Source organism: Arenibacterium halophilum, from assembly GCF_005938225.1.
Taxonomy (GTDB): domain Bacteria; phylum Pseudomonadota; class Alphaproteobacteria; order Rhodobacterales; family Rhodobacteraceae; genus Arenibacterium; species Arenibacterium halophilum.
Genome location: NZ_VCPC01000003.1, coordinates 240,914 through 263,763 on the forward strand (window position 1 = coordinate 240,914; position 22,850 = coordinate 263,763).

The following is a 22,850-nucleotide window of genomic DNA, read 5'->3' on the forward strand; positions in this document are numbered from 1 at the left end:
CGAAGGCCGGATCGGAAACGAAATGTCATTGAATCTTTGCTTGATTTGCGATGGGAGCGCGCCATTCTTGAACTCATCCTCGGGGGAGCGACACAGATGACGACATTTCTGCCGAAAGATCTGCAAGACGGGCTGCGCGCCGCCCAAATCGCCAGCCGGAAAAAGGCCAGCCGCCTGAGGGTTCGCGCGGGGCAAGACGAATACCCCGTACTGTCGTTGCGCGCCGATGGCTTCTCGGTCGAGCTTGACACCGTGCCGCCGCTGCGTGGCCTCGTCGATCTCTACGATGGCGCGCGGCACCTTTACTCTTGTCTGATTGTCGCCAGTGGCGACGAGATGGGTGAAATGCGGTATGAGTTCAAACGGGCAACCCAGGCCCAGCAGAACGCCCCACTCGATTTCTACCTGCCCCCTGATGCGCCGTCTGGCTACATCGAATATCGTCGCCGCAGCTAAGGCAAACCTAAAATCGCGCTGACGCGCGATGCCTCCGGCGGGGATATTTGACCCCCAAAGAGTTGTGACAGACATTTGTCTCTTTGGGGCCAAATATCCCGGGGGAGTCCCGGAGGGGCCGGGGGCAGAGCCCCCTCTTACCCTACTGCAAATCGGCGAAGGCGGTGTTCAATCGCTTGCAGGCTTCTTCGATGCGGGCGCGCTGGGTGCCGAAGTTGAAGCGCATGAATTGCGCGCCACCAGTGCCAAAGGTTTTACCATGGTTCACCGCGATCCGCGCATCGCCTTCCACCCGTTTCAGAAACTCGGCCTCGGTCATGCCTGTGCCCGAAAAATCCACCCAGGCGAGAAAGGTCGATTCCAAAGGCATCGAGCGCAATCCGGGTATCGCATTGATCGTCTCATCCAGCAGATGCCGGTTTGCATCAAGGTAGGGCACAAGTTGATCCACCCAGACCGCGCCTTCGGGCGAATAGGCGGCGGCCAGCGCGAACTGGCCCAGGCTGTTGCCTGCTAGGTTCAATGCCGACATCCGCGCCGCGAACCGCGCGCGGAGCGTTTCGTCCTGGATGATCACGTTGCCGGTGTGCAATCCGGCGACGTTGAAGGTTTTCGACGGCGCCGTCAGCATCAGCAACCGGTCGGTGATCGACGGATCGGCCAGCGGCATCGGCGTGTGCCTGTGGCCGTCGAACACGATGTCGTGGTGGATTTCATCCGACAGCAACAGCAGATCGTGGCGCTTGCAGAAATCGCCAATGGCGCGCAGCTCGTCCACGCTCCAGACCCGGCCACCCGGGTTGTGGGGCGAACACAGGATCACCATGCGCAGCCGGCCGGTGACCAGCGCCTCGGCGGCCTCGGTGTCCATCACATAGCGCCCGTCGATCTGCGGCATTGGGCATTCGACGACCTCGCGCCCGGCGTTGCGGATCACCTTGGCGAAGGCGTGGTAGACCGGCGTGAACAGCAGGACCTGGTCGCCGGGCTGGGTGAAGGCATCCAGGCACATGCCGACGCCGTTCACCAATCCGGTGGTGGTAAAAATCCAATCAGGTTGAACCTCCCACCCGTGGCGTTCGCGCATCCACCACTGGATCGCGCCGTTGAATTCGTCCGTGTTGTTGGCATAGGCGAAGATGCCGTGTTCGGTGGCAGCGCGCAGGCGGTCCACCACGCAGTCGGGCGCGCGGAAATCCATGTCGGCGACCCACATCGGCAGCCCGTCGTCCGCCGAAACGCCATAGACCGCTTCCATCATATCCCATTTGCTGGAATGGGTACCGCGACGTTCGATTAACTCGTTAAAATTTGTCATGTTCGCCTTCTTCTTTGCCGTGGTGCACGCTATCTGCTTTGCGCCTGGGCGCAAGGGGCGTTGCGATGGCTGCGGCAATCGCCTAAATCCAGCCCATGAAACGCGATATCCTGATCCATCCCGACCCGCGCCTGAAAAAGGTCTGCGCCCCTGTGCCCGACCTGTCGGATGAGCTGCGCCGGCTGGCCGATGACATGCTGGAAACCATGTATGACGCGCCGGGCATCGGGCTGGCCGCGCCGCAGATCGGTGTGCTGGATCGGCTGATCGTGCTGGATTGCGTTAAAGAAGACGGCGTTCCGCCGCGCCCGCTGGTGATGTTCAACCCTGAAATCATCGCCAGTTCCGACGAAACCAGCGTCTACGAGGAAGGCTGCCTGTCGATCCCCGAACAATATGCCGAGGTCACCCGCCCGGCCGAGGTTCAGGTCCGCTGGATCGACCGCGACGGCAAGGAACAGACCGAAGGCTTTGACGGGCTGTGGGCGACCTGCGTCCAGCACGAGATCGACCATCTGAACGGAAAGCTGTTCATCGATTACATCGGGCCGATGAAGCGCCAGATGATCACCCGCAAGATGCAGAAGCTGAAGCGCGAGCGGGCGCGCGGCTGATGGCGGTGCTGCCGATCCTGCGCTGGCCCGATCCACGCCTCAGCGAGGTCTGCGCCCCGGTGCCCGAGGGCGCCGAGATGGGCAACCTGATCGCCGATATGTTCGACACGCTCTATGCCGCGCCGGGCCGGGGTCTGGCGGGGCCGCAGGTGGGGGCGATGCAGCGCATCTTCATCACTGACACGGACTGGAAAGACGGCACGCCCGCGCCGATGGTCTTCATCAACCCCGAGATCACAGATCACGCGGGCGAAACGGTCAACCGAGACGAAGGCTGCCTGTCGATCCCCGGCGTGTTGGTCGGCGTGGCCCGGCCCGAATGGGTGGACATGGCCTGGACCGATGAAACCGGCGCCGCGCGAACGGGCCGGTTTGAAGGATTCGCCGCCGCCTGTGTGCAGCACGAGCTGGACCATCTGAACGGCACGGTCACCTTCGACCGCGTTTCGCCCGAGGCCCGCGAGTGCGCCGAAGCCGCCTATGGCGAGGTGCCGCAATGACTGTGCGCCGCTGCCTGCCGTGGCCCGACCGTCGCCTGCGCGCCAGGGCCGAGGACGTGGCCGAGATCACCGACGAGATTCGCGCCATCTGGGACGACATGATTGACACGATGGAGGCGATGCCCGGCGTCGGGCTGGCTGCTGTGCAGATCGGGGTGATGCTGCGGCTGGCGGTTGTCGATGCCTCGGCCGAGCGGGGCCGCGCGATCCGTCTGGCGAACCCCGAGGTACTGCACGCCTCGGTCGAGTTCCGCGATCATGAAGAAGCGAGCCCGAACTTGCCCGGTGTCTCGGCCAAGATCAGCCGCCCGCGTGCCGTGACCGTGCGCTACATGGATGACACCGGCGCCGTGATCGAACGCGATTTCGTGGGGCTGGAGGCGACGAGCGTCCAGCATCAGATCGACCATCTGGCAGGGCGGATGTATTTCGACCGGCTATCCAAGGTAAAGCGCGACATGTTGCTGCGGCGCGCGCGCAAGGGGGGCTAGGGCATGCGGATCGTGTTCATGGGCACGCCCGAGTTCTCGGTCCCGGTGCTGGAAGCGCTGGTGGAGGCCGGGCACGACATTGCCTGCGTCTACTGCCAGCCGCCGCGCCCGGCGGGGCGGGGCAAGAAAGACCGCCCGACTCCGGTGCATGCCCGCGCCGAGGCGCTGGGCCTGCCGGTGCGCCATCCGGTCAGCCTGAAGGGCGCCGAGGAACAGGCGGATTTCGCCGCGTTGAATGCCGACGTTGCGGTGGTCGTTGCCTATGGGCTGATCCTGCCGCAGGCGGTGCTGGACACGCCCGCGCAGGGCTGTCTGAACATCCACGCCTCGCTATTGCCGCGCTGGCGCGGGGCCGCGCCGATCCACCGCGCGATCATGGCAGGCGATGCGGAAACCGGCGTCTGCATCATGCAGATGGAGGCCGGGCTGGACACCGGCCCCGTGTTGTTGCGCGACAGCGTGGCGATTGGCGACGACACCACGACCGGGCAGTTGCACGACACCCTCTCGCAGATGGGTGCGGCGCTGATTCTGCGCGCGCTGGGCGATCTGGAGTCGCTGACTCCGCAAGTGCAGCCCGAGGACGGCGTGACCTATGCCGCCAAGATCGACAAGGCCGAGGCGCGGATCGACTGGTCGGACCCGGCCGAGGTGGTCAGCCGCCAGATACGCGGGCTGTCACCCTTTCCGGGCGCCTGGTGCGAGATTGACGGCGCGCGGGTCAAGCTGCTGGGCGCGCATGTGGTGCCCGGCCAAGGCTTGCCGGGCGAGGTGCTGGACGACACGCTGGTGATTGCCTGTGGTGCGGGTGCGATCCGCCCAACGCGAGTGCAGCGCGCGGGCAAGTCGGCGCAGGACATCGACAGCTTTCTGCGCGGCAACCCGGTGGCACCGGGCACGCGGCTTTAGCCGCTAAACCGGGTCGCCCGCATCCAGCCGGGCCAGGCAGTCTTCGGCCTCTGACAGGATTTGCTTGCGGTCATCGGCATCGCGCCCATCCCAGTTACGATAGATCATCCGCATGCGTTGGTTGCCTTCGAACCGCTCGCGGTGGCGGTCGATAAACTGCCAATACAGCAGGTTGAAGGGGCAGGCGTCCTTGCCCATCTTCGCCTTCACGTCATAGGCACAGCCGGTGCAGTAATCCGACATCTTGGCGATGTAGTTGCCCGAGCTGACATAGGGTTTCGACGCGACAACCCCGCCATCGGCGAATTGGCTCATCCCCACGGTGTTCGGTGCCTCGACCCACTCGAACGCGTCGGCATAGACCGACAGATACCATTCGTGCACCTCGGCCGGATCCACGCCCGCCAGCAGGGCGAAGTTGCCCGTGACCATCAGGCGCTGGATGTGGTGGGCATAGGCGGTGTCGCGGGTCTGGGCCACCACCTGAGACAGGCAGGCCATGCGGGTTTCGACCCCCCAGTACAGCGGTGGCAAAGCGCGCGCGTGTTTCAGGGCATTGCGGGTCGGGTAATCCGGCCCCTCAAGGAAATAGATGCCGCGCACGAATTCGCGCCAGCCGATGATCTGGCGAATGAACCCCTCGACAGCGTTCAGCGGGGCCTTTCCAGCCTGATAGGCGGCTTCGGCGCGCTGACACACCTCAAGCGGGTCCAGCAGGCCGATGTTCAGATAGGGCGAGATCACGGCGTGCCACATGGTGCCTTCGCCCGTCAGCATCGCGTCCTGATAATCGCCAAAGCGGGGCAGGGCATGGGTGATGAAATGATCCAGCGCCTTCAGCGCCTGATCGCGGGTGGTGGCATAGCCAAAGGGGCGCAGGGTGCCGAAATTATTGCCGAACTTCGCGTCTACGAGGTCGAGCACGTCTGTCACCACCTCATCGGGGTCGAAGGTCAGCGGCTTGGGCGGGGCGGCGTCGCCCTTGGCGGGCTTGCGGTTGTCGGCGTCGTAATTCCATTGCCCGCCGGCGGGGTCGTCGCCTTCCATCAGCAGCCCGGTGTCGCGCCGCATCTCGCGATAGAACCACTCCATCCGCAATTCCTTGCGGCCCTCGGCCCATTGGGCGAACCACTCGCGCGAGCACAGGAAGCGGTCGTCGGGGTGTTCAGTCATGCGCAGGGGCACGTCTTCCAGCGCGGCGATCAGCCGCCATTCGCCGGGCGTGGTATAGAGGATTTCGTCGGCCTCGTAGCCTTCGGCACGGCGCAGCAACTCTCCGGGGATCGAGCCGGCGTTGTCGGTATCGTCCAACTGGGTGTAGGCGACGGTCCAGCCGTCCTTGCGAAGGTGCGCGGCGAATTTGCGCATCGACGCCAGCACCAGCGCGATCTTTTGCGGGTGGTGGGGGACATATTCGGCCTCGGCCATCACCTCGGCCATTACCACCACGTCGCGATCCTTGTCGGCGGCGCGCAGCGCCGACAGGTCGTCGCTCAGCTGGTCGCCCAGCACCAGAACCAGCCGGGGTTTCACCATGGGATCACCTCTCCGGCGTAGTCAAAGAACTGACCTGTCTGGGCTGGAGTCAGGCTGTCGAGCACGTGCAACAGGTTTTCAGCGGCCTGCGAGGGCGAAACCTTGCGATGGGCGGGGTAATTGCGCGTGAAATCGGTTTCAACGGTGCCCGGGTGCAGGGCGACAACCGCCGCATCGGGGTATTTGCGGGCAATTTCGATGGCGGCGGTGCGGACGATCTGGTTCGCAGCGGCCTTGGAGGCGCGATAGCTGTACCACCCGCCAAGCCCGTTATCGCCGATCGACCCGACCCGCGCTGTGAGTACGCCCGCGACGGCGCGGCCCCGGCGCGGCAGCAGGCGCGGCACCTGCGCCAGCACCAGCGCCGGGCCAATGGCGTTCACTGCCATGACCTGGGCCATTGTTTCTGCGTCGATCTCGGCCAGCGATTTTTCGGGCCGCGAGTCCTTCGGTGACAGGATGCCTGAGGCGATCAGGATCGTATCGAATGGTCCCTCCAGTGCGGCCATGTGGGTCGAGACCGAGTGCGGATCGGTTATATCGAACCCGTCGCCCGAGCGGGACAGGGCGGTGACGGCATCGCCGCGCGCGTCGAGGGCCGCTGCCAAGGCCGCGCCGATACCGCCCGAGGCGCCGATAACCAACGCCCGCCCGGTCATGGCGCGCGCCGCGTTCTGCGGCATCGGTCTGAACAGAACCTTATCTCGTCCCAGCAGCGCGCCCATTTGCGCCGCCATGCGAAGGGGCGGCCACAGGCCGCGCAGTCCTTGTGAGGGAGATCGCCCTTGCGCCGCATCCGGCCAGATGGCGCAGGTATTTGATCTTGCGAAGTCATGTCAGACATACGCGCGGGCGCTGCAGTCGGTTCACTCTCGCCAGATCTATCCGCCGCGCCCGGTCGGAATCGGATCGTGACGGGAAGTGAGTATATTGTGAATAGTGAATATGGAAGGCGACGGTCTGACTGTACCGGAATGGGTGTGCGCCATATCGAGTTGATGAGTCGGAAAAGGCTGATCGCGGCCGGTATTTGGCGCGCTTAGCGCTGTGCGGCCCTGGGAGGCAGGCCTTTGCGCCCCGGGTCTAGGGCTTTGACGGCGTGGCGTTGCCGCTGATCTTGCGCCGCATCAGGTATTGATAGAGCGACGGTGACAGCCGCATGATCCAATAGGACAGTCGCGCGACGCGACCCACGGGGATAAAATCGCGACCGCGGTTCAGGCCGGAGAGTATGACGCGCGCCGCATCTTCGGGTGTCATGTAGTCCAGCCCGTCGCTGGCCGATCCGGGGCGCACGATGCCATTGTCGTCGCGATCCGGGCGGCCGATGTTGGTGGCGACGAAGCTGGGCGCAGCGATGGCGCAACGCACGCCGTGGGTGTGTTCCTCGGCGCGGAGCGAGGCGAAGAACCCCTGCATCGCATGTTTCGACGCCGCATAGGCGGTGCGGTTCAGCAGCGGCGCAAAGCCGGCAACAGACGAAATCGCCAGATGGGCGCCACGGCTTTTCCGGACCGGCAACAGGAAGGCGCGGGCCATGTTGACGGCGGCGAAATAGTTGATCTCGAACACGCGGCGGTGGCTGTTCTCGTCACTGGAGTCGAAGCCGCCGATATGCGAGACGCCGGCATTATAGATCACTAGGTCGATCGAGGGGCGGTTTTCGATGATCTTTTGCGCGGCCATCGACAGAGCCTTTGGATCGGTCAGATCGACCTGAACCGGGGTGCAGGCGGGGCCGAGCGTCACCCCTTCGGTCGTGAGGTCCATCAGGACGCAATGCCAGCCCTGCGCCATGAGCTGCGCAGCCAAGGTACGACCCAAGCCCCCGTTTCCGCCCGAGATCACGGCCGTTTTCAAAGCGCTGCCGCCTGTTTCCAGATGTCGAAGGCCTGTGCCGAGGTGCATTCCGGGATTATGCCGAAATCGCGTTTCAGGCGGTCGTTCGACAGGACAGGGCGGTATTGCAGAAATCGCACCTGCTCGGGGCCATAGGGCGTCAGGCCAAGGGGGTGCGCAATGGCCAGCGCGGCGCGCAGCAGGCTTGCGGGGATGCGCAGCACGGGCTTTTTCAGGGCGCGGGCCAGATCATCCACCGTCATCATGCCGTCTCCGGCCACATTGAAGATGCCGGTCGGAGCGGCCGTTGCGGCATGATGCAGGATGCGGGCCAGATCGCCGGTCCAGATGAAAACAAACGGGCTGTCGCTGCCCGAAACCGCCAGCAGCCGCTTGCGTCGGAACAAGGCGGTGATCTGGTTTTCGACACCTGCGCCCAGCACCGTACCGACCCGCAGTACGACCTGTTCCAAATTTGGGTGATCGATGCGCGCGCGTGCCAGAATCTCTTCGACCTGACGCTTGTGGTCGGAATAGGCGAATTCTGGGTTGCCCCGGCACGGGTCGCTTTCGCGCAGCGGCATCGGGTTGTCGGCATGATAGCCATAGGCCGCGCCGGAACTGGTGACCACGATCCGCCGCACACAATGGTCGATACAGGCTTGCAGGACGTTGCGGGTGCCGGTGACATCCACCGCATGGGCCGCTTTGCGCGTCATTCCGGGCGGTGGGGTGACGATGGAAGCCAGGTGAACAACAACGTCGGGGCGGTGTGCGGCAATCACACGCGCGGGATCGTCGGTGGTAACATCCAGCCTTTCGAATGCGGTGTCCGGCGGAAGAGTGCCGCGCGCAAGGTCGGTGGCGATGACATCGGGGGCGTTCAGGCGCGCCAGCACTGAGCGGCCGATCATGCCCGCCGCTCCGGTGATCAGGACCCGGGTCATCTGGCCGCCGGGGTGCGGCGCATCACCTGCGCCAGTGCGATGCCTGAAACCGCGTGCCAGATCCCCCAGAAGGCGGCGACCACGGCCATGCCGCCCAACCCGCCGAAGAAGCCGAAGATCAGCACCAGACCAAGGCCGGAATTCTGGATACCGGTTTCTATCGTGACCGCGCGGCGGTCGTAAGCGGACAGCCCGGCCAGCGTTGCCAGCGTAAATCCGCCCCCCAGCGCCAGCGCGTTGTGCAGCACGACCAGCGCGGCAATGCCTCCGGCGTAGGTGAGGAACTGCGCCCAGTTGGCGGCCAGCGCAAGCACGATGAATGCGGCGAAGATGACCATCGACAGTGTTTGCAAAGGGCGGCGCAACCGGGCGGCGATCATCGGACGGTGCGTGTTCAATGTCACGCCCAGCAACAGTGGCAGGATCAGCATGAATCCGACCGTAACCGCCACCTGCACCGGATCGATCGAGGTCGCGCGCAGGATTTGCGCGGTCGGGCCGTACATGCCGCCCCAGACCGCGACGTTCAGCGGAGTCAGAAAGATCGCGCCCACGGTGGCAAAGGCGGTCATAGAAACCGACAGCGCCGCGTTGCCTCCCGCGCGATGGGTGATGAAGTTGGAGATGTTCCCGCCCGGGCAGGCCGCCACCAGTATCAGACCCAGCGCAACAGAGGGCTGCGGTTGCAGCAGCAGGACCAGCGCAAAGGTCAGCGCCGGCAGGGCGATGAACTGTGAGACGAGCCCGACGATCAGCGGTTTCGGCGCGTGCGCGAGGCGGCGGAAATCGCGTGGAGCCAGGTCCAGCGCAACAGAGAACATCACGATGGCCAGAATTCCGTTGAGCACCATCAACGATCCGGGTGTGAAATCCAGAACCGCCTCGTCGATCATGTCCGGGCGCCTTTCAGTCGCGCGATCCAGCCGCCAACGGCGTTTCGGTAGGTGGTTTTATCGACGTAGTAGGCCATGCGCGGCAGCTTGATATAGCTCATACCGCCTGTTGCACGTTCGAACCCTGCCGCCTTCGTCTTTTGCAAATCATGTGCGGCTGCGGTGTCTGCGCGCAGCCCCGTGATATAGCGCGCAACCATTTCGGCCTGTTCGTGGCGACCTTGCCAGCCCAGCCCAGAGGCCTCGACCATGCCCAGAACGAACAGATCATCGCGGTCGGGGACAAGGCAATTCAGATACAGATGCGGCGCGTCCCCCCGCCAATTCAGAAGCTCGGGCGCGACGAAAGGGTAATCCAGGCGGTATCCCGTGGCCGTCAGCACCATGTCATATTCGGCGCGGGTGCCATCGGTGAAGATGGCTGTCTTGCCGTCGAACCGATCAATATCGGGGCGCACCCGAATATCACCGTGTCCTGCGTGATACAGAACCAGCGAATTCACGATGGGGTGGCTTTCGTACAGGCGGTAGTCCGGTGTCGGAAAGCCGTACTTTTGCGGGTTGCCAACGAACCATTTCAGGATCGTCCCGTCGATCACCCGCTTGATCGGCATCGGCAGGCGGATCGCTCCGCCCAGCGTGTCGGCCGGTTTGCCAAACACGTATTTCGGCACAAAGTAATAGCCCCGCCGCATCGACAGATCGCAGGACGCGGCGTGGTGAATGGCATCTACCGCTATATCGCAGCCCGAGTTTCCGGCCCCTACGATCAGCACCCGTTTGCCGTTGAATTGGCTGGCATGGCGATAGGCAGCGGAATGGATCATCTCACCGGTGAAGTCGCCTTTGAACGCGGGAATATTCGGTGTCGAGAGCGTTCCATTGGCGATCATGACACCGGCATAGGTGGCATTACGGGTTGCACCAGACTCGTCGCGCCATGTCACACGCCACCCTTCGCCCGAACCACCCAGCGGCGTGCAATTCAGTACCTCGCAGTTGAAACTGAAATGTCGATACAGGTCGAAATGCTGCGCGAAATCGCGGAAATAGCTGCGCATATCACGATGCGAGGGGTATTCCGCGATGTCTTTGCGCATCGGGAAATCCGCGAATTCGGTCATCCGCGCAGATGAGATCAGATGCGCAGTCTCGTACATCGTTGATCGCGGGGCATCAATGTCCCACAACCCGCCCACGTCCGAATGCAACTCGAACCCGTCAAAGGCGATGCCGTGTTCGGCCAGAACCTTGGCCATGGCCAAGCCCATTGGTCCGGCTCCAATCAACGCGTATCGCCCGGCGGTTTCGGTCATCGGCCCTCCAACTCCTCTTCGCTAACTTGAACGCGCGTTCAAAATAAGGCAAGATATTTATATGCATCCGCCACTTGCAGATAACTCGCCGCGCCAGAGGGCGCCGTCGCGACGGGCCTTGGCCACGCGGGCGCGGGTGCTGGACGCGGCCGAGCGGGTGTTCGCGCAATCCGGCTTTGATGGCGCAACGGTGCGCGACATAGCCGATGCCGCAGGCGAGCCGGTTGGGACGGTTCATCATCATGGCGGTGGCAAGGCGCGCCTGTTCGCGCAAGTGGTGGCGCGCCGTGCCGGGGTGCTGTCACAGGCGCGTCTTGCGGCGCTCGACGCGTCGCGAACAGGCAGAGGCGATCCGCTGACCCGGGTGGTTTCGGCCTTTGTCGCGCCGTTCTTCGATCTGGCGACGAACGATCCGGGTTGGGCGAACTACGCGCGCCTTGTCGCGCAGGTGTCGGCGGATGCGCGCTGGCGCGACCTTGCCGCCGAACAATTCGATCCGGCCGCCAGGGTCTTCGTGGACGAAATCCTGCGCTGTTGCCCCGGGATGTGCCGCCGCGATGCCGCACAGGGGCTGGTCATGTCGGTGGCCGCGCTGTTGGCGCTGTTGACGTCTCAGCCCCGCGTTGCCGACCTTGGCGACGGGGCAGCACCCGTCGATCCGCTGAAGTCGTTGATCGCCTTCTGCGCAGCGGGGCTGGCGGCCTGTCACACCGGTCAACAGCCTGTCGCATAGGGCGCGATCTTCATCAGTTCACGCTCCCGTTAAAGATTTGTTAGCGATTCTTGGGAAATATTGGCTCTGCACGCGGTGCGCCCGGCATCTGTCGGCCGTTGCGTGCGTCTTGCGAGATTTGGGGGCAGGGCAAAGGATGGGTTGGTATGGCGGAAACGATCATTGGGGGAATTCCCGCACCGGCGCGCAGGGGGTTTGGCGGACGTGTCATGCGCGTCCTGTTTCTGGATGATCACCGGATGGACCGGCGGCGTCTGATCGAAACCAGTCGCGAGGCCGGGCTGGAATTCGAAGCCAGTGAAGCCGCCAATCTGGATGAGCTGTCCGAGGCGTTGAATGGCGCGCGGTTCGATCTGGTATTCATCGACTTCCACCTTGGATTCGATACGGGGCTGGACGCGTTGGCAACGTTGCGCGCGCACCACGAAAATGGCAGCGCAATCGCCATCATGGTCACGTCAAACGGGGCCACCGAAACGGTGGTAGAGGCGATGCGCGCCGGCTGTTCGGATTATCTGGTCAAGGACAGCCTGACCGTCGATTCCCTGCGCCGCGCCGTAGCCGGTGCTGTCGAGCGCAACATGATGCTGGCGGCGGTCACCGAACAGGGCGCGGGCCTTGCCGAACTGGCGCAGACATCGGTGCGCTACTGGTTGTCCTGCGGGCCGGAGATGAAGCGCCTGTCGGTTGGCTTGTTGCAGCAGATCGCCGATATTCGCGCCCTTATCGACCAGGACGACGAAGGGAGGCTGGCCTTGCGGCGCCTGCAGTCCGACGGAGGCAAGCTGTTTGCCTTGCTCGACGAAATGTCCGAGCTGACCGCCGATGCCGCGACCCCGAAGCCGACCTTCGTTGGGCAAACGCGAAGTCTAACGGCATAGATCATGGCGGTTCTGGGCAGCGATATCCTGAGGAACCCGACCCAATTGCGCAGCAAGCTGGTGCTGCTCAGCGCGCTCATAACGCTTGGCACCGCTGCTGTGATGGCGGCGATGTCCTATTCCGAATTGCGCAAGACAGCTTATGACGCGGCTTACGACAAGCTTCGTTTCGCTGCGCGGTTCCATGCGCAACAACTTTTGGAGGTGATCGATCAGACCCGGATAGATGCGCACATGCTGGCCGGTATGCCGCCGATTTCGGGCATCATCAGAACAGACAGGGACGCCGCCGGCATCGACCCGATGGATGGCTCCAGCAACGCGCAATGGCGCAGGCGGCTGGAAGACATCTTCGCTCAGATGTTTATGGATCGGCCGCATTATACCCAACTGCGCTTCATTGGCAGGGCCGACAACTGGCATGAGATCGTCCGCGTTGACATGACCGAGGGGAGAACCTTCCGTGTGTCTTCGGATCAGCTTCAGGCCAAGGGGCAAGAGCCCTATATCGCGGAGTTCACGACGATGGAGCGCGGAGCCGGGCGCTTTTCTGACGTGACGTACAACCGAGAGCATGGCCAGATCACCGGCCCACCGACGATCCGATATGTCCAGCCGGTCATGGATGACTCAGGAGTGGTATTCGGGGCGGTTGTCATCAACGCCGATTTCACCGCGCTGCTCGCACAGGCTGCGGTTCTGGAACACCCGGGGCTTTCCGTACACGCATTTACCCAAGCCGGAGATTACATGCGTCTGGGCACCTCGGCGGGCGCCGGAGCCCTGAAATTCCATCAAGACAGCGACTACACGATACCGGCCTTCGCAGCGGCGCTTACGGATGGCCACGTTCCGGGAGAGATGGTCGAACATGACGGCAACGTGCTGTTTTTTGACCGGCTTACCATCGACGACGGCAGGGGGCTGGGCCTGTCTGTCGTGACGTCGATGTCACGGGATGTTCTGCTGGCCGATGCGGGCGTCGCTCTTTGGCGGCTGTTGATGGCGGCGATCGTGCTGGTGTTGCTTTCCGCGGTTGTCGCGGCAGCTATAGGTGGCCGCCTGACCAGGCCGATCCTGCACCTCGCGCAGGCGGTGCGCGGCCACCGCCGGGATCAACCGCTTGATATCGTGGCAACAAGCCGCGACGAGGTTGGCGAAATGACAGAGGCGTTCATCGGCCTGTGCAATGATGTGCTGGCCGAAACGGCGCGGTCGCGGGCCATTCTGGATGGCGCGGCCGAGGCGATTGTGACGGTGACGCAGGATGGCGTTATCGAAGAAGCGAACCCGGCAGCGTGCCGTCTGTTCGGGCTAGACCCCTCTGAACTGTCGGGCCAGCCGCTGAGCATTCTGGATGCGGGTCTGCAGGCAGCAGGTCTATCCCAAGCGATCGCTGCGGCCCACGCGGGCGCATCAATGGCGGAATGCATGGCCCGGCGAAACAATGGCGACACCGTTCCGATCGATGTTTCGGTCAGCCAGACCGGATCGGGCGACGGCGCGCGCATGATTGTCATCATGCGCGATATTTCTGTCCGACGGGCCGCTGAACAGAAGGTTGAAGGGCTGATCCAGGCGCTTGAACGGTCCAATGGCGAATTGGACAAATTCGCCTATATCGCTTCGCACGATCTGAAGGCGCCGCTGCGTGTGATCGACAATGCCAGCCGCTGGCTGGAAGAAGATTTGGCTGACCAGCTCGATGAGGAAACCCGCGAAAACCTGGGGTTGATCCGCACGCGCGTAATCCGAATGGAGGGATTGCTGGACGATTTGCTGGCGCATTCCCGCATCGGTCGGGATGAACAGGTTTCAGCTGTCATTTCCGGCGCCACCTTGCGGGAGACCTTGAATGAACTGGGGCATGTGACGGCGGGCATCACGGTGCAGTTTTCCGACCGGTTTGACGCCATTTCGGTCCCGGCGATGCCCATTACCACCGTGCTTCTGAACCTGATGAACAATGCGATCAAGCATCACGACAAACCTGTCGGAAAGGTTCGTGTCGATGCGGTGCCAGTTTCTGCCGGGATTGAATTTTTGGTTGAAGACGATGGCCCCGGCATCCCCGAAAAATACCGCAGTAAAGTGTTTGAAATGTTCCAGACCTTAAAACCACGCGATCAGGTGGATGGCAGCGGCATGGGCCTGGCGATGGTGCAGAAATATGTCGACCACGCTGGCGGTACGATCACGCTTGGGGAGGCGCCGGGAGGTGGCGCGGCCTTCCGAATGTTCTGGCCGCTTACGACCGCGAAGCGAACAACAGGGAGCAAGGCAGCATGACAAGACTGACCTGTATGGATGAAGAGAACCTTCTGAATATCATTCTGGTGGAAGACGACGATGGTGATGCCAAGGCGATACGGCGGGCGTTGAACCGGTCTCATATTGCGAACCCGGTAACGCGGGTTGTCGATGGGGTCGAGGCGCTTGAACTGCTGCGGGGTGAAACCACTGAAACGCTGGACAGCTACGTCATGCTGATAGATCTCAACATGCCGCGCATGAACGGACTGGAGCTGTTGTCGGAAATTCGCAGCGATCCGAAACTGCGCGCCACGGTGGCCTTTCTGCTGACAACATCGACCGCCGCGGAAGACAAGGCAGCGGCCTATGCGGCGAATGTGGCCGGTTATATTCAGAAAAACCGTCTGGGCACGCATTACGCCGACCTGGTCAACACGCTGGATCACTACCGGCGCATTGTCGAACTGCCGGATATGCGAATGCAGTCGGGACGGGTCTGCGATTGAAGATACTGGTTGTCGATGATGATTTGGGAGATCGCAAGCTGATACGGCGTCAGCTGGGCGCCAGCGCGCCGGGATGGACCCTTGCGGAAGTCGATGGATGCGCTTCGGCGCTGGCATTTACTGATTTCGCGCCGGATGCCGTACTGTTGGATTATCTTCTTCCGCGTGTCAGCGGGTTGGATGCCATATCGGGCCTGCGCGACAGGTGGCCGGGGGCGGCGCTGATCATGATGACCGGCGCGGGCGACGAGGATGTCGCGAAGTCGGCCATTCAACAAGGCGCGGCCGACTATCTGATAAAGGCAAAACTGACGCCTGAGGGGTTGATTACCACGATCGAGGCGTCCGTAAAACTTGCCCGGATGCAGCGCAAGATCGCGATGCAGCAACGCGAACTGGCAACCTTTGCTCATGTTCTGGTGCACGATTTCAAGGCGCCGATCCGGGGTATCGATTTCCTGTGCGACCTCATCGCCAAGGCGCTTGATGCCGGTGACAGCGCCGAGGCCATTCGTGAACTTGACGAGATGCGCGGCGTCGGGCGGCAGATGTCCGACTTGGTGCAAAGTCTAAGCGAATACATTGGCGCCGATGGCGAAGACCGGCACGATGTATACAGTCTTAATGACATCGCCGCGCGCGCGCAGAGCGCTTTGCGCAGCGAAATCGCGGATGTCGGCGCGCGGATTGAAATTGTCCAGCCTGATTGGCCTGTATTCGGATCCGCCCCGCTTCTGGCGCAGCTTCTGCAGAATCTTTTATCGAACGCGATCCGCTATCGGGCAAGCGATCCCACGCACATTCGTATTGCTGCGTCGAACGCGGCGGCGGGGCTGACGCGTATTTCAGTGGAAGACAACGGCCGCGGTGTGCCGCTTGCGTTTCGGGATCGGATATTCGAGCCGTTTCAGCGGTTCACGTCGCGTGATTGCGTGGCGGGCTCTGGGCTTGGACTGGCGACCTGCCGCAAGATTGTCGAGCGTCACGGGGGGCGAATTTGGTGCGGCACCTCAGCTTTAGGTGGCGCCGGGATTCATTTTACACTCCCGGCTCAAGCCCATGATCTGGCAGCGCAGTAACTTTTAATAAGTTTAAAATCAATGGCTTGATCGATTTATTTCCGGGGTGCTATTTCGGTGGATTTCCGCCGGTACCCCGCATGGTGGGGCAAATCGCATTTTGTCTGCGGAACCAATTTCGGGGCGCTGCTGTTGTGCTAGCGAAGGTCAGGCAGGACTTGACCAACCGATTAGAGGAGATCAGACATGAAACGCCTTTTGATGACCACCGCGATGATTGCCGTTGGCGCAACCGGTGCATTCGCACAGACGCAGACCGAAGCCCCCGCCGCCGACGCGAAGCCCGCAGAGATGCAGGCTAGCACGAATTCCAGCTTCCGCACGGAAGCGGGCCCGATGGAAGTTCAGGCCTCGGACTTCATCGGGATGCGTGTCTACACCGCTGAAAATGCAACGGACGCAGACTCCTATGCAGGTATCCAGGACAACTGGGAAGACATCGGCGAAATCAACGACGTGATCCTGTCGCGTGACGGCGCTGTAGAGGCTGTTCTGGTCGATATCGGCGGCTTTCTGGGCATCGGCGAACGTCAGGTCGCCGTGAACATGGACGCAATTAAGTTCGTGTCGGACGACGCCACCGAAGGCGATGACAGCGATTACTTCCTTGTCATGAATGGCACCAAAGAGTCGTTTGAAAACGCACCTGAGTATCAGATGTCGGGAATGGCGGCTGACCCCGCAATGACCGCTCCGGCTGACCAGACTGCTGCCATGACTACGGAAGAGCCGGTTGAGGCCGAAGCAGAACAGATGGCCGAAAACACCGAGCAATCGGTAGAGAATGCGGCTGAATCGACCGAGCAGATGGCCGAAAACGCTGCTGAATCGACGGAGCAGATGGCTGAGAATGCCGCCGAGTCGACCGAGCAGATGGCTGAGAACGCTGCCGAGAACGTTGATCAGGCAGCTGACAATGCTGCAGCCGAGATCGACCAGACGGCTGAAGCCGCTGAAACCGAGATCGAGCAGACTGCCGACGCGGCCGAAGCGCAGACTGACGAAGCAGTTGCAAACGCCGACGCTGCTGCGCCGACCATGACCGAGCCGCGTGAAGGCTTCGAGGTGGTCAAGGTTGACGCGATCACCAGTGAAGAGCTGACCGGTGCCCGCGTTTACGACGCCAAGCAGAACTGGATCGGCGAGATTTCGGAACTGCTGATGGCTGATGGCGCGACTGTCGACAAGGCCGTGATCGACGTGGGTGGCTTCTTGGGTATTGGCGAAAAGCCGGTTGCCGTGAATGCCGACGAACTTGATGTCGAGCGTGCGGTCGACGGCGGTGACATCCGCATCCACGTGAACAAGACCAAGGAAGAACTGGAAGCCATGGCGACCTACGAGAAGCAGTAAATCTTCTCTCACTTCCGAAGACGTAAAGAGGGGCCCGCGATTTTTCGCGGGCTTCTTTTTTGTACGTTAGCGTTGCGTGATCGCAGATGTCACCGTGTCCTATTCGGCTTTGTCCAGCGTCCGGCGGAAGCTGCGCAGCGTCTTGAGGTGGCGCAGGGTGGTGATTTCGCGTTCCATCCGGGCAAGCAGTTCTTGCAGGTGCGCGTCGGTCAGCGGGTCGGATTTGGTATAGGGTCGCGACTGGGCAAATCCCTGTTCCAGCAGGCGCAGGAACGTCACTTCACTTATGCGCACGCGGCCATCGGGCGTTTCGGTCAGCCCGCCGCGATGGTTGGCGGCCACGACCATGGCCGAAAACAGCCAGTTCATACAGTTGATCGCAGTAAATGGGTCATTCACGCCCGGCGACAAGGCCCGTGCGATCATCTCGACCAACTGGTCGACGATGAATAGAAGGTTCTGATGTTCTGTCCGGCTGTTGCCTGACGCGAAGCAGTTGATCAAATCGCTCTCTGAAACCCCATCCTGCACCTGACCCCAGGCGCGCAGTACCGCCGTGTCTGGTGTGACAAAGGTTCCCACAGGCGCGGTCACCTCGATAAGCAGGTTGTGTTCGCGGGCCAGTTTCGACAGCTCGGCCTTGTTGAGTGTCTGGATATAGCCCGACACCCCCAACGTCAGCGACAGATCCGCGCTGCGCTCGGCCCAGTCGATCCGCGTGCCGTCGCGGTTTTCTTCTTGCTGTTCCTCGATCCGGTTGCGCAGCGCCTCGCACAGTCGGTCTCCAAGCGAAGCGGTGATGTTCGAGACATTGATGGTTTCGGGAATGTGATGGACGAAATAGATCACCACGAAAACCGAGAGCGTCATCAGCAGCAGCGCCGTAAAAATCGAGATATGCGGCACGAACGCCTCGATCGCGGTTTGCGCATCATCCGGGGTCGCCGTCTGGATCGCGCGGGTGATCAGCAGGGCATACACGAAGGTCGCAACCAGAATGCCAAGGCTCCATTGGTTGCCGCGGTCACGCATGAAATTCCCGATCAACCGTGGCCCGAAGTTGCCAGAGGCGAAGGACACGGCCACCATCGTCATTGAAAACATCACCCCGGCCACGCCGAAAGACGATTCCGACACGATGCTCATCACGGTGCGGGCCCCGTCGACCTGCGTGTTTTTAAGAAACGCGGGCAGATCGAAGCCAAGATCGCCCACATGTCGATCCAGAAACAGCGTGGCCCAGGCCAGGATCATCGCGCAGATGACAAGCGAGGAGGGCAGGAACCAATAGCTGGCCCTGATGTCCTGAAGCAGTTTGATTAGGCGCGCGCGCGATCCCACACGGGTTCTCCTTTGCTGGTTGGGTGCAATGTGTCGCGAAAAGGCAGCAGAGGCCAGAGCACATCAACGGTTTTGCCAAGCCAATAGATTTGCGGTAGTGGAATCATACAATCCTATCGGAGCGCATATCGTGACCCACACCCCTGACCCGTTCGAGTTGTTCGCCATCGGCTATGCCCGCCATTCAGGGCGCAGCGCTCAGGAAAATTTCATCGGCGGTGATTTTCACGAATCTGCGTCGGACTTGGCCTATTACGTGTGGCTGGCCCGGCGGGGCGACCGGGTGTTTCTGATCGACACGGGGTTCGGCCCTGATGCGGCCAAGTCACGCGGGCGCGAGCTGTTCCAGACTCCGGCGCGGCAACTCGCCGGGTTTGGTGTCGATCCGGCAAAGATCGACGATGTGATCCTGACCCATCTGCATTACGACCACGCAGGTACGCTGGGCGATTTCCCTCGCGCACGGTTTCACGTTCAGGATGCCGAAGCCGCTTATGCCACCGGGCGCTGCATGTGCCACGATGTGCTGCGCGGTCCGTTCGATGTAGAGGATGTGGTGAGTTACATCCGCCACCTCTACGCGGGGCGGGTGGTGTTCCACGATGGCACGGCCGAACTGGCCGACGGGCTGACGCTGCACCGGGTTGGCGGGCATTCGGCCGGGTTGCAGGTGGTGCGGGTGTTCACTAAACGGGGCTGGGTCGTGCTGGCCTCGGATGCCTCGCATCTTTACGCCAACATGCGCACCAACACACCATTTCCGCTGGTCTACAGCGTGGCCGAAATGCTGGAAGGCTATCGCACCGTTGCGGCGCTGGCTGACTCGGCCGATCACATCATTCCCGGCCACGACCCGCTGGTGATGGAGTGGTATCCCCGCGTGACGGGCGAGGGGGCGGGCGGCGTTTACCGTCTGGACGTGCCGCCCAAGGGCTCCGGTTAAATCCCCGGTGTCGCGCCGCCATCGACTGTGAACACCGCGCCTGTAATGTACCGCGCCTGATCCGAGCAGAGATAGCGCACCATGGCGGAAATATCGCCGGGCTGTCCGAACTGCGCGATGCCCAGCTCGGCGCGCATCTCTTCGGCTGCAGCCTCGCGGCTTAGCCCGTGCTTTTCGGCGTAAGCCTCGATGCGGCGCGACAGCCGGTCGGTTTCGATATGACCAGGGCAAACGACATTCACGCGCGGCGCCCCGGGGCGTTTCGAGGCCGCCTTGGAAAAGTTGATCATCGCGGAATTCACCGGCCCGCCGATGGTGAATTCAGGCTCGGGCGTATGGGCGCCAATGCCCGAAATATTGACCACCGCGCCTTTCGACGCTTCCAGATGGGGCCATGCGGCACGACAGAAGCGCACCGTGGCGTGGTACTTCAATGCGAACCCCGACAGGTGCTGTTCGTCCGTCAGCGTCAGAAAATCGCCGCGCTGCGTATCGCCCGCGTTGTTCACCAGCGCGTCGATGCGGCCAGTCTGTTTCATCACCTCGTCGACCACGCGGGCAGGTTCGCCCGGCTGGCTCAGGTCTGCCGGATAGGTCAGCGCCACAGGGGCGCCTGCCTTGGTGCAGTCCTGCGCGACTGCCTCAAGCGCGGCGGCGTCGCGCGCCGTCAGCGCCACCCCGTATCCGGCAGAGGCAAGATCAAGCGCGATGGCGCGGCCCAATCCACGGCTGGCGCCGGTGATGATTGCGATGGGGTGGCTCATTGCGCGGCCTCCTGGCTGGCGGGTTTGCGGTGCACTTCGACCTTGGCCCATTGCTCGACCACGCGGAGGATTTCCGTCATGTCGGCGTCGGGGCCAAGGTGGTCGCGCGTCAGCATCAGCATCTGGCGCACGGCGGTGCCGACGGGCATCGGCACGCCCATGCGGTCGGCCTCTTCCAGACATAGGCGGGCGTCCTTGGCCGAAAGGGCAATCGACATACCGAAATCGAAGGCGCGGGTCAGCACGTGTTTCGGGAATTTGTCGGTGGTCGCGGTGTTGCGCCCGGACCCGGCGTTGAACACCGCGATCATGCTGTCGGGGTCCAGCCCCGATTTTGCGCCCAGCACCATGGTTTCTGAGGTGATCGCCAGTGCCGCTGTCGACATCAGGTTGTTCAGCACCTTCATCGTCTGGCCCTGGCCGGCGCTGTCGCCCACGCGGAAGACATTGCCCAGATGTTCCAGCGCGGGCACCAGCGGGGTGACGGCGGCCTCCGGCCCGGCCAGCATCAGCGCCAGCGTGCCATTACGCGCCCCTTCTGCCCCGCCGCTGATCGGGCAATCGACCAGCGTGCGGCCCTGTTCTGCGGCTACTGCCGCGATCTCCTTGGCGACCTGAGGGCCGGTGGTCGACAGATCTACGATAATGGCCGCGCCCTCTGCGCCCAGCAGGCCCGCGTCGCCACAGATCACGGCCCGCACCACGTCGGGCGTTGGCAGCGACAGCAGGGCAACGGGCGCGGCGGCGGCCGCCTCTTGCGCGCTGGAGGCTATCGTCGCGCCAGCGGCCTGCATCGTGGCGCAGGACTCGGCGTTCGGGTCATAGCAGATCAACGAATAGCCGGCATTCAGAAGTCGCGTGGCCATCGGGCGCCCCATGGTGCCCAGGCCGATGAAGCAGAAGTCGTGGGATGTCACATCGTATCCTAACGTGGTCAGCGCGCACCGGGCGCATGATTTTTTGTATAAGCATCATACGATTTTTCCAATGTCAACGTGGCCCGGCGGGAAACCGAAAAAATGCAGGATTGTATTACTGGATGATTGCATTCAATTCTTGATGTGCCTATCGTCGCCGTGATCCCGGTCGACGGGTGGTGAAAACTTTGGGAGGAATATCAAGTGTTTGATCTTGAAAAGAGACGATTCTTCGTGCGAATCTCGGCGGCAGCCGCGATTGGCGTTGCGGGCATTCCTGCGCTCGCTCAGGAAAAACTGGGCAGCCCCGACTGGGATTACGAGGTGGTCCTGGGTGGCGGTTCGGCCACCGGCAACTCGCGCGTACTGGCGGGGGCGCTGGGCAAGATCATCACCGAGAACGTACAGGGCGTGCGTGCCAGCGGTGCCGTTTCGCCGGGCTTTGACGCCGAAAGCGCCATTCACACGCACGAAGGTGCCTGGTCGGGCGGGGTGGGGACACCGCTGACGATTTCGAACGCCGTAAACGGTGTTGCGCCCTTCCCGAGTGAAGGCATCGCGCTGAAATTCTGGTTCTATCACAACGAGGTGCCGCTGAACGTTCTGGCCCGCACCGACACCGGGTTCACCAAGATTTCCGACCTCAAGGGCGCGACCGTCGCGTTGGCCCCGCGCGGCACCTCCAACTATCAGCTGACCGAGATCGTCTTTGCCGACAACGGCGTCTCGCTGGATGATGTGAAGGTCCGCTATATGGACACATCCGAGGCGATCAGCCAACTGCAGAACGGCAATATCGATGCCATGTCCTATGTGCGCGACTATTCCGGCGCGGTGCTGGAGCTGACGACCGCGCGTGACGTGACCCTGCTGCAGGCGGACGAAGCAGGTGCCGCCAAAGTGGCCGAGCAGCTGCCCTGGGCCGGTCCGATCGACTGGCCGTTCATCAAGGAATACCCGAACATGAATGTGCCCGCCCCGGCGCAATCCTTTGTCTCGCCGGAATTCATGTTCCTGGATGCCGATCTGCCCAACGATCTGGTCTACGCCATGACCCGCGCGGTGTGGGAGAACATCGAGACGGTGAACCGCAGTTCCAAGGTGTTCGAGGATGTGAACCTGCAAGAGGCGCTGAAGCGCGTGCCGATCGCGCCGCATCCGGGCGCGCTGATGTACTACAAGGAAATGAACGTACCGGGCTGGGAGGCCTACGCCGACCTGCTTCCCAAGGAATAGGTTGGCCCGATCCGGTCCGGCACCC

General features: G+C 62.5%; 24 protein-coding genes. 13 read left to right on the forward strand and 11 right to left on the reverse strand.

Annotated features, from left to right (window positions below; translation table 11 throughout):
- Positions 1-96: 96 nt before the first annotated feature.
- Positions 97-456 carry a hypothetical protein gene (locus tag FGK64_RS14365; RefSeq protein WP_138864532.1) on the forward strand — a complete coding sequence of 120 codons (360 nt, stop codon included), beginning with the start codon at positions 97-99 and terminating at the stop codon, positions 454-456.
- A 142-nt stretch (positions 457-598) separates the two neighbouring features.
- Here the strand turns inward: FGK64_RS14365 and FGK64_RS14370 are convergent, their stop codons facing one another.
- The gene (locus FGK64_RS14370) at positions 599-1,774 is read right to left on the reverse strand and encodes a MalY/PatB family protein (RefSeq protein WP_138864533.1); all 1,176 of its coding nucleotides are present in this window, start codon (positions 1,772-1,774) and stop codon (positions 599-601) included.
- 95 nt (positions 1,775-1,869) lie between these two features.
- Between FGK64_RS14370 and def (FGK64_RS14375) the strand changes: the two genes are divergently transcribed.
- The 4 genes from def (FGK64_RS14375) to fmt are packed head-to-tail and all read left to right on the forward strand — an operon-like array spanning position 1,870 to position 4,288.
- The gene (def, locus tag FGK64_RS14375; protein WP_138864534.1) at positions 1,870-2,388 is read left to right on the forward strand and encodes a peptide deformylase; all 519 of its coding nucleotides are present in this window, start codon (positions 1,870-1,872) and stop codon (positions 2,386-2,388) included.
- Positions 2,388-2,888: a peptide deformylase gene (gene def / locus FGK64_RS14380; protein ID WP_138864535.1), complete on the forward strand. Its 501-nt coding sequence runs from the start codon at positions 2,388-2,390 to the stop codon at positions 2,886-2,888. Before def (FGK64_RS14375) ends, def (FGK64_RS14380) begins: the two co-directional genes overlap by 1 nt.
- Positions 2,885-3,379, forward strand: a complete 495-nt coding sequence (def, locus tag FGK64_RS14385) for a peptide deformylase (protein ID WP_138864536.1) — start codon at positions 2,885-2,887, stop codon at positions 3,377-3,379. The genes def (FGK64_RS14380) and def (FGK64_RS14385) overlap by 4 nt, the downstream gene beginning before the upstream one ends.
- A 3-nt stretch (positions 3,380-3,382) precedes the next feature.
- Positions 3,383-4,288 carry a methionyl-tRNA formyltransferase gene (gene fmt, locus FGK64_RS14390; protein ID WP_138864537.1) on the forward strand — a complete coding sequence of 302 codons (906 nt, stop codon included), beginning with the start codon at positions 3,383-3,385 and terminating at the stop codon, positions 4,286-4,288.
- Between the two features lie 3 nt (positions 4,289-4,291).
- Here the strand turns inward: fmt and FGK64_RS14395 are convergent, their stop codons facing one another.
- The 7 genes from FGK64_RS14395 to FGK64_RS14425 all read right to left on the reverse strand — a co-directional run bounded on the left by FGK64_RS14395 (position 4,292) and on the right by FGK64_RS14425 (position 10,819).
- Positions 4,292-5,824: a cryptochrome/photolyase family protein gene (locus FGK64_RS14395; RefSeq protein ID WP_171054085.1), complete on the reverse strand. Its 1,533-nt coding sequence runs from the start codon at positions 5,822-5,824 to the stop codon at positions 4,292-4,294.
- Positions 5,818-6,483, reverse strand: a complete 666-nt coding sequence (locus FGK64_RS14400; RefSeq protein WP_138864538.1) for an SDR family NAD(P)-dependent oxidoreductase — start codon at positions 6,481-6,483, stop codon at positions 5,818-5,820. The genes FGK64_RS14395 and FGK64_RS14400 overlap by 7 nt, the downstream gene beginning before the upstream one ends.
- On the reverse strand, positions 6,480-6,668 hold the full coding sequence (locus FGK64_RS22830; protein WP_425456641.1) for a DUF2256 domain-containing protein: 189 nt from the start codon (positions 6,666-6,668) through the stop codon (positions 6,480-6,482). Before FGK64_RS22830 ends, FGK64_RS14400 begins: the two co-directional genes overlap by 4 nt.
- 239 nt (positions 6,669-6,907) lie before the next feature.
- Complete coding sequence (locus FGK64_RS14410) at positions 6,908-7,732, reverse strand: SDR family NAD(P)-dependent oxidoreductase (RefSeq protein ID WP_281280416.1); 825 nt, start codon at positions 7,730-7,732, stop codon at positions 6,908-6,910.
- Positions 7,681-8,610 (reverse strand): SDR family oxidoreductase, encoded by a 930-nt coding sequence (locus FGK64_RS14415; protein WP_138864540.1) that lies wholly within the window; start codon positions 8,608-8,610, stop codon positions 7,681-7,683. The genes FGK64_RS14410 and FGK64_RS14415 overlap by 52 nt, the downstream gene beginning before the upstream one ends.
- Positions 8,607-9,503 carry a bile acid:sodium symporter family protein gene (locus FGK64_RS14420; RefSeq protein WP_138864541.1) on the reverse strand — a complete coding sequence of 299 codons (897 nt, stop codon included), beginning with the start codon at positions 9,501-9,503 and terminating at the stop codon, positions 8,607-8,609. The genes FGK64_RS14415 and FGK64_RS14420 overlap by 4 nt, the downstream gene beginning before the upstream one ends.
- Positions 9,500-10,819, reverse strand: a complete 1,320-nt coding sequence (locus FGK64_RS14425; protein ID WP_138864542.1) for a flavin-containing monooxygenase — start codon at positions 10,817-10,819, stop codon at positions 9,500-9,502. The genes FGK64_RS14420 and FGK64_RS14425 overlap by 4 nt, the downstream gene beginning before the upstream one ends.
- Before the next feature lie 61 nt (positions 10,820-10,880).
- Here FGK64_RS14425 and FGK64_RS14430 point away from each other — a divergent pair, with 61 nt between their 5' ends.
- From FGK64_RS14430 to FGK64_RS14455, 6 genes are all read left to right on the forward strand, one after another.
- Positions 10,881-11,552: a TetR/AcrR family transcriptional regulator gene (locus FGK64_RS14430; RefSeq protein WP_246057776.1), complete on the forward strand. Its 672-nt coding sequence runs from the start codon at positions 10,881-10,883 to the stop codon at positions 11,550-11,552.
- 209 nt (positions 11,553-11,761) lie between these two features.
- Positions 11,762-12,433, forward strand: coding sequence for a response regulator (locus FGK64_RS14435; protein WP_171054086.1), 672 nt, complete (start codon positions 11,762-11,764; stop codon positions 12,431-12,433).
- A 3-nt stretch (positions 12,434-12,436) separates the two neighbouring features.
- A complete protein-coding gene (locus tag FGK64_RS14440; RefSeq protein WP_138864544.1) occupies positions 12,437-14,722 on the forward strand; it encodes a sensor histidine kinase in 2,286 nt (761 codons plus the stop codon).
- Positions 14,719-15,192 (forward strand): response regulator, encoded by a 474-nt coding sequence (locus tag FGK64_RS14445; protein WP_246057777.1) that lies wholly within the window; start codon positions 14,719-14,721, stop codon positions 15,190-15,192. Before FGK64_RS14440 ends, FGK64_RS14445 begins: the two co-directional genes overlap by 4 nt.
- Positions 15,189-16,271 carry a sensor histidine kinase gene (locus tag FGK64_RS14450; protein WP_171054087.1) on the forward strand — a complete coding sequence of 361 codons (1,083 nt, stop codon included), beginning with the start codon at positions 15,189-15,191 and terminating at the stop codon, positions 16,269-16,271. Before FGK64_RS14445 ends, FGK64_RS14450 begins: the two co-directional genes overlap by 4 nt.
- A 201-nt stretch (positions 16,272-16,472) precedes the next feature.
- Positions 16,473-17,624, forward strand: coding sequence for a PRC-barrel domain-containing protein (locus FGK64_RS14455; protein ID WP_171054088.1), 1,152 nt, complete (start codon positions 16,473-16,475; stop codon positions 17,622-17,624).
- Positions 17,625-17,723: 99 nt separating this feature from the next.
- On the opposite strand, the gene FGK64_RS14460 is transcribed toward FGK64_RS14455, so the two are convergent.
- Positions 17,724-18,965, reverse strand: a complete 1,242-nt coding sequence (locus tag FGK64_RS14460; RefSeq protein WP_138864546.1) for a DUF2254 domain-containing protein — start codon at positions 18,963-18,965, stop codon at positions 17,724-17,726.
- 130 nt (positions 18,966-19,095) lie between these two features.
- Here FGK64_RS14460 and FGK64_RS14465 point away from each other — a divergent pair, with 130 nt between their 5' ends.
- Positions 19,096-19,908, forward strand: coding sequence for an N-acyl homoserine lactonase family protein (locus tag FGK64_RS14465; protein ID WP_210236578.1), 813 nt, complete (start codon positions 19,096-19,098; stop codon positions 19,906-19,908).
- Here the strand turns inward: FGK64_RS14465 and FGK64_RS14470 are convergent.
- Entirely contained in the window at positions 19,905-20,672 is a 768-nt protein-coding gene (locus FGK64_RS14470; RefSeq protein ID WP_171054089.1) for an SDR family oxidoreductase, read from the reverse strand. The two genes, FGK64_RS14465 and FGK64_RS14470, sit on opposite strands and share 4 nt — an antisense overlap.
- Entirely contained in the window at positions 20,669-21,589 is a 921-nt protein-coding gene (locus tag FGK64_RS14475; RefSeq protein ID WP_210236579.1) for an NAD(P)-dependent oxidoreductase, read from the reverse strand. Before FGK64_RS14475 ends, FGK64_RS14470 begins: the two co-directional genes overlap by 4 nt.
- A 204-nt stretch (positions 21,590-21,793) precedes the next feature.
- On the opposite strand from FGK64_RS14475, the gene FGK64_RS14480 reads away from it, so the two are divergent.
- Positions 21,794-22,825, forward strand: coding sequence for a TAXI family TRAP transporter solute-binding subunit (locus tag FGK64_RS14480; RefSeq protein WP_138864549.1), 1,032 nt, complete (start codon positions 21,794-21,796; stop codon positions 22,823-22,825).
- Positions 22,826-22,850 lie beyond the last annotated feature (25 nt).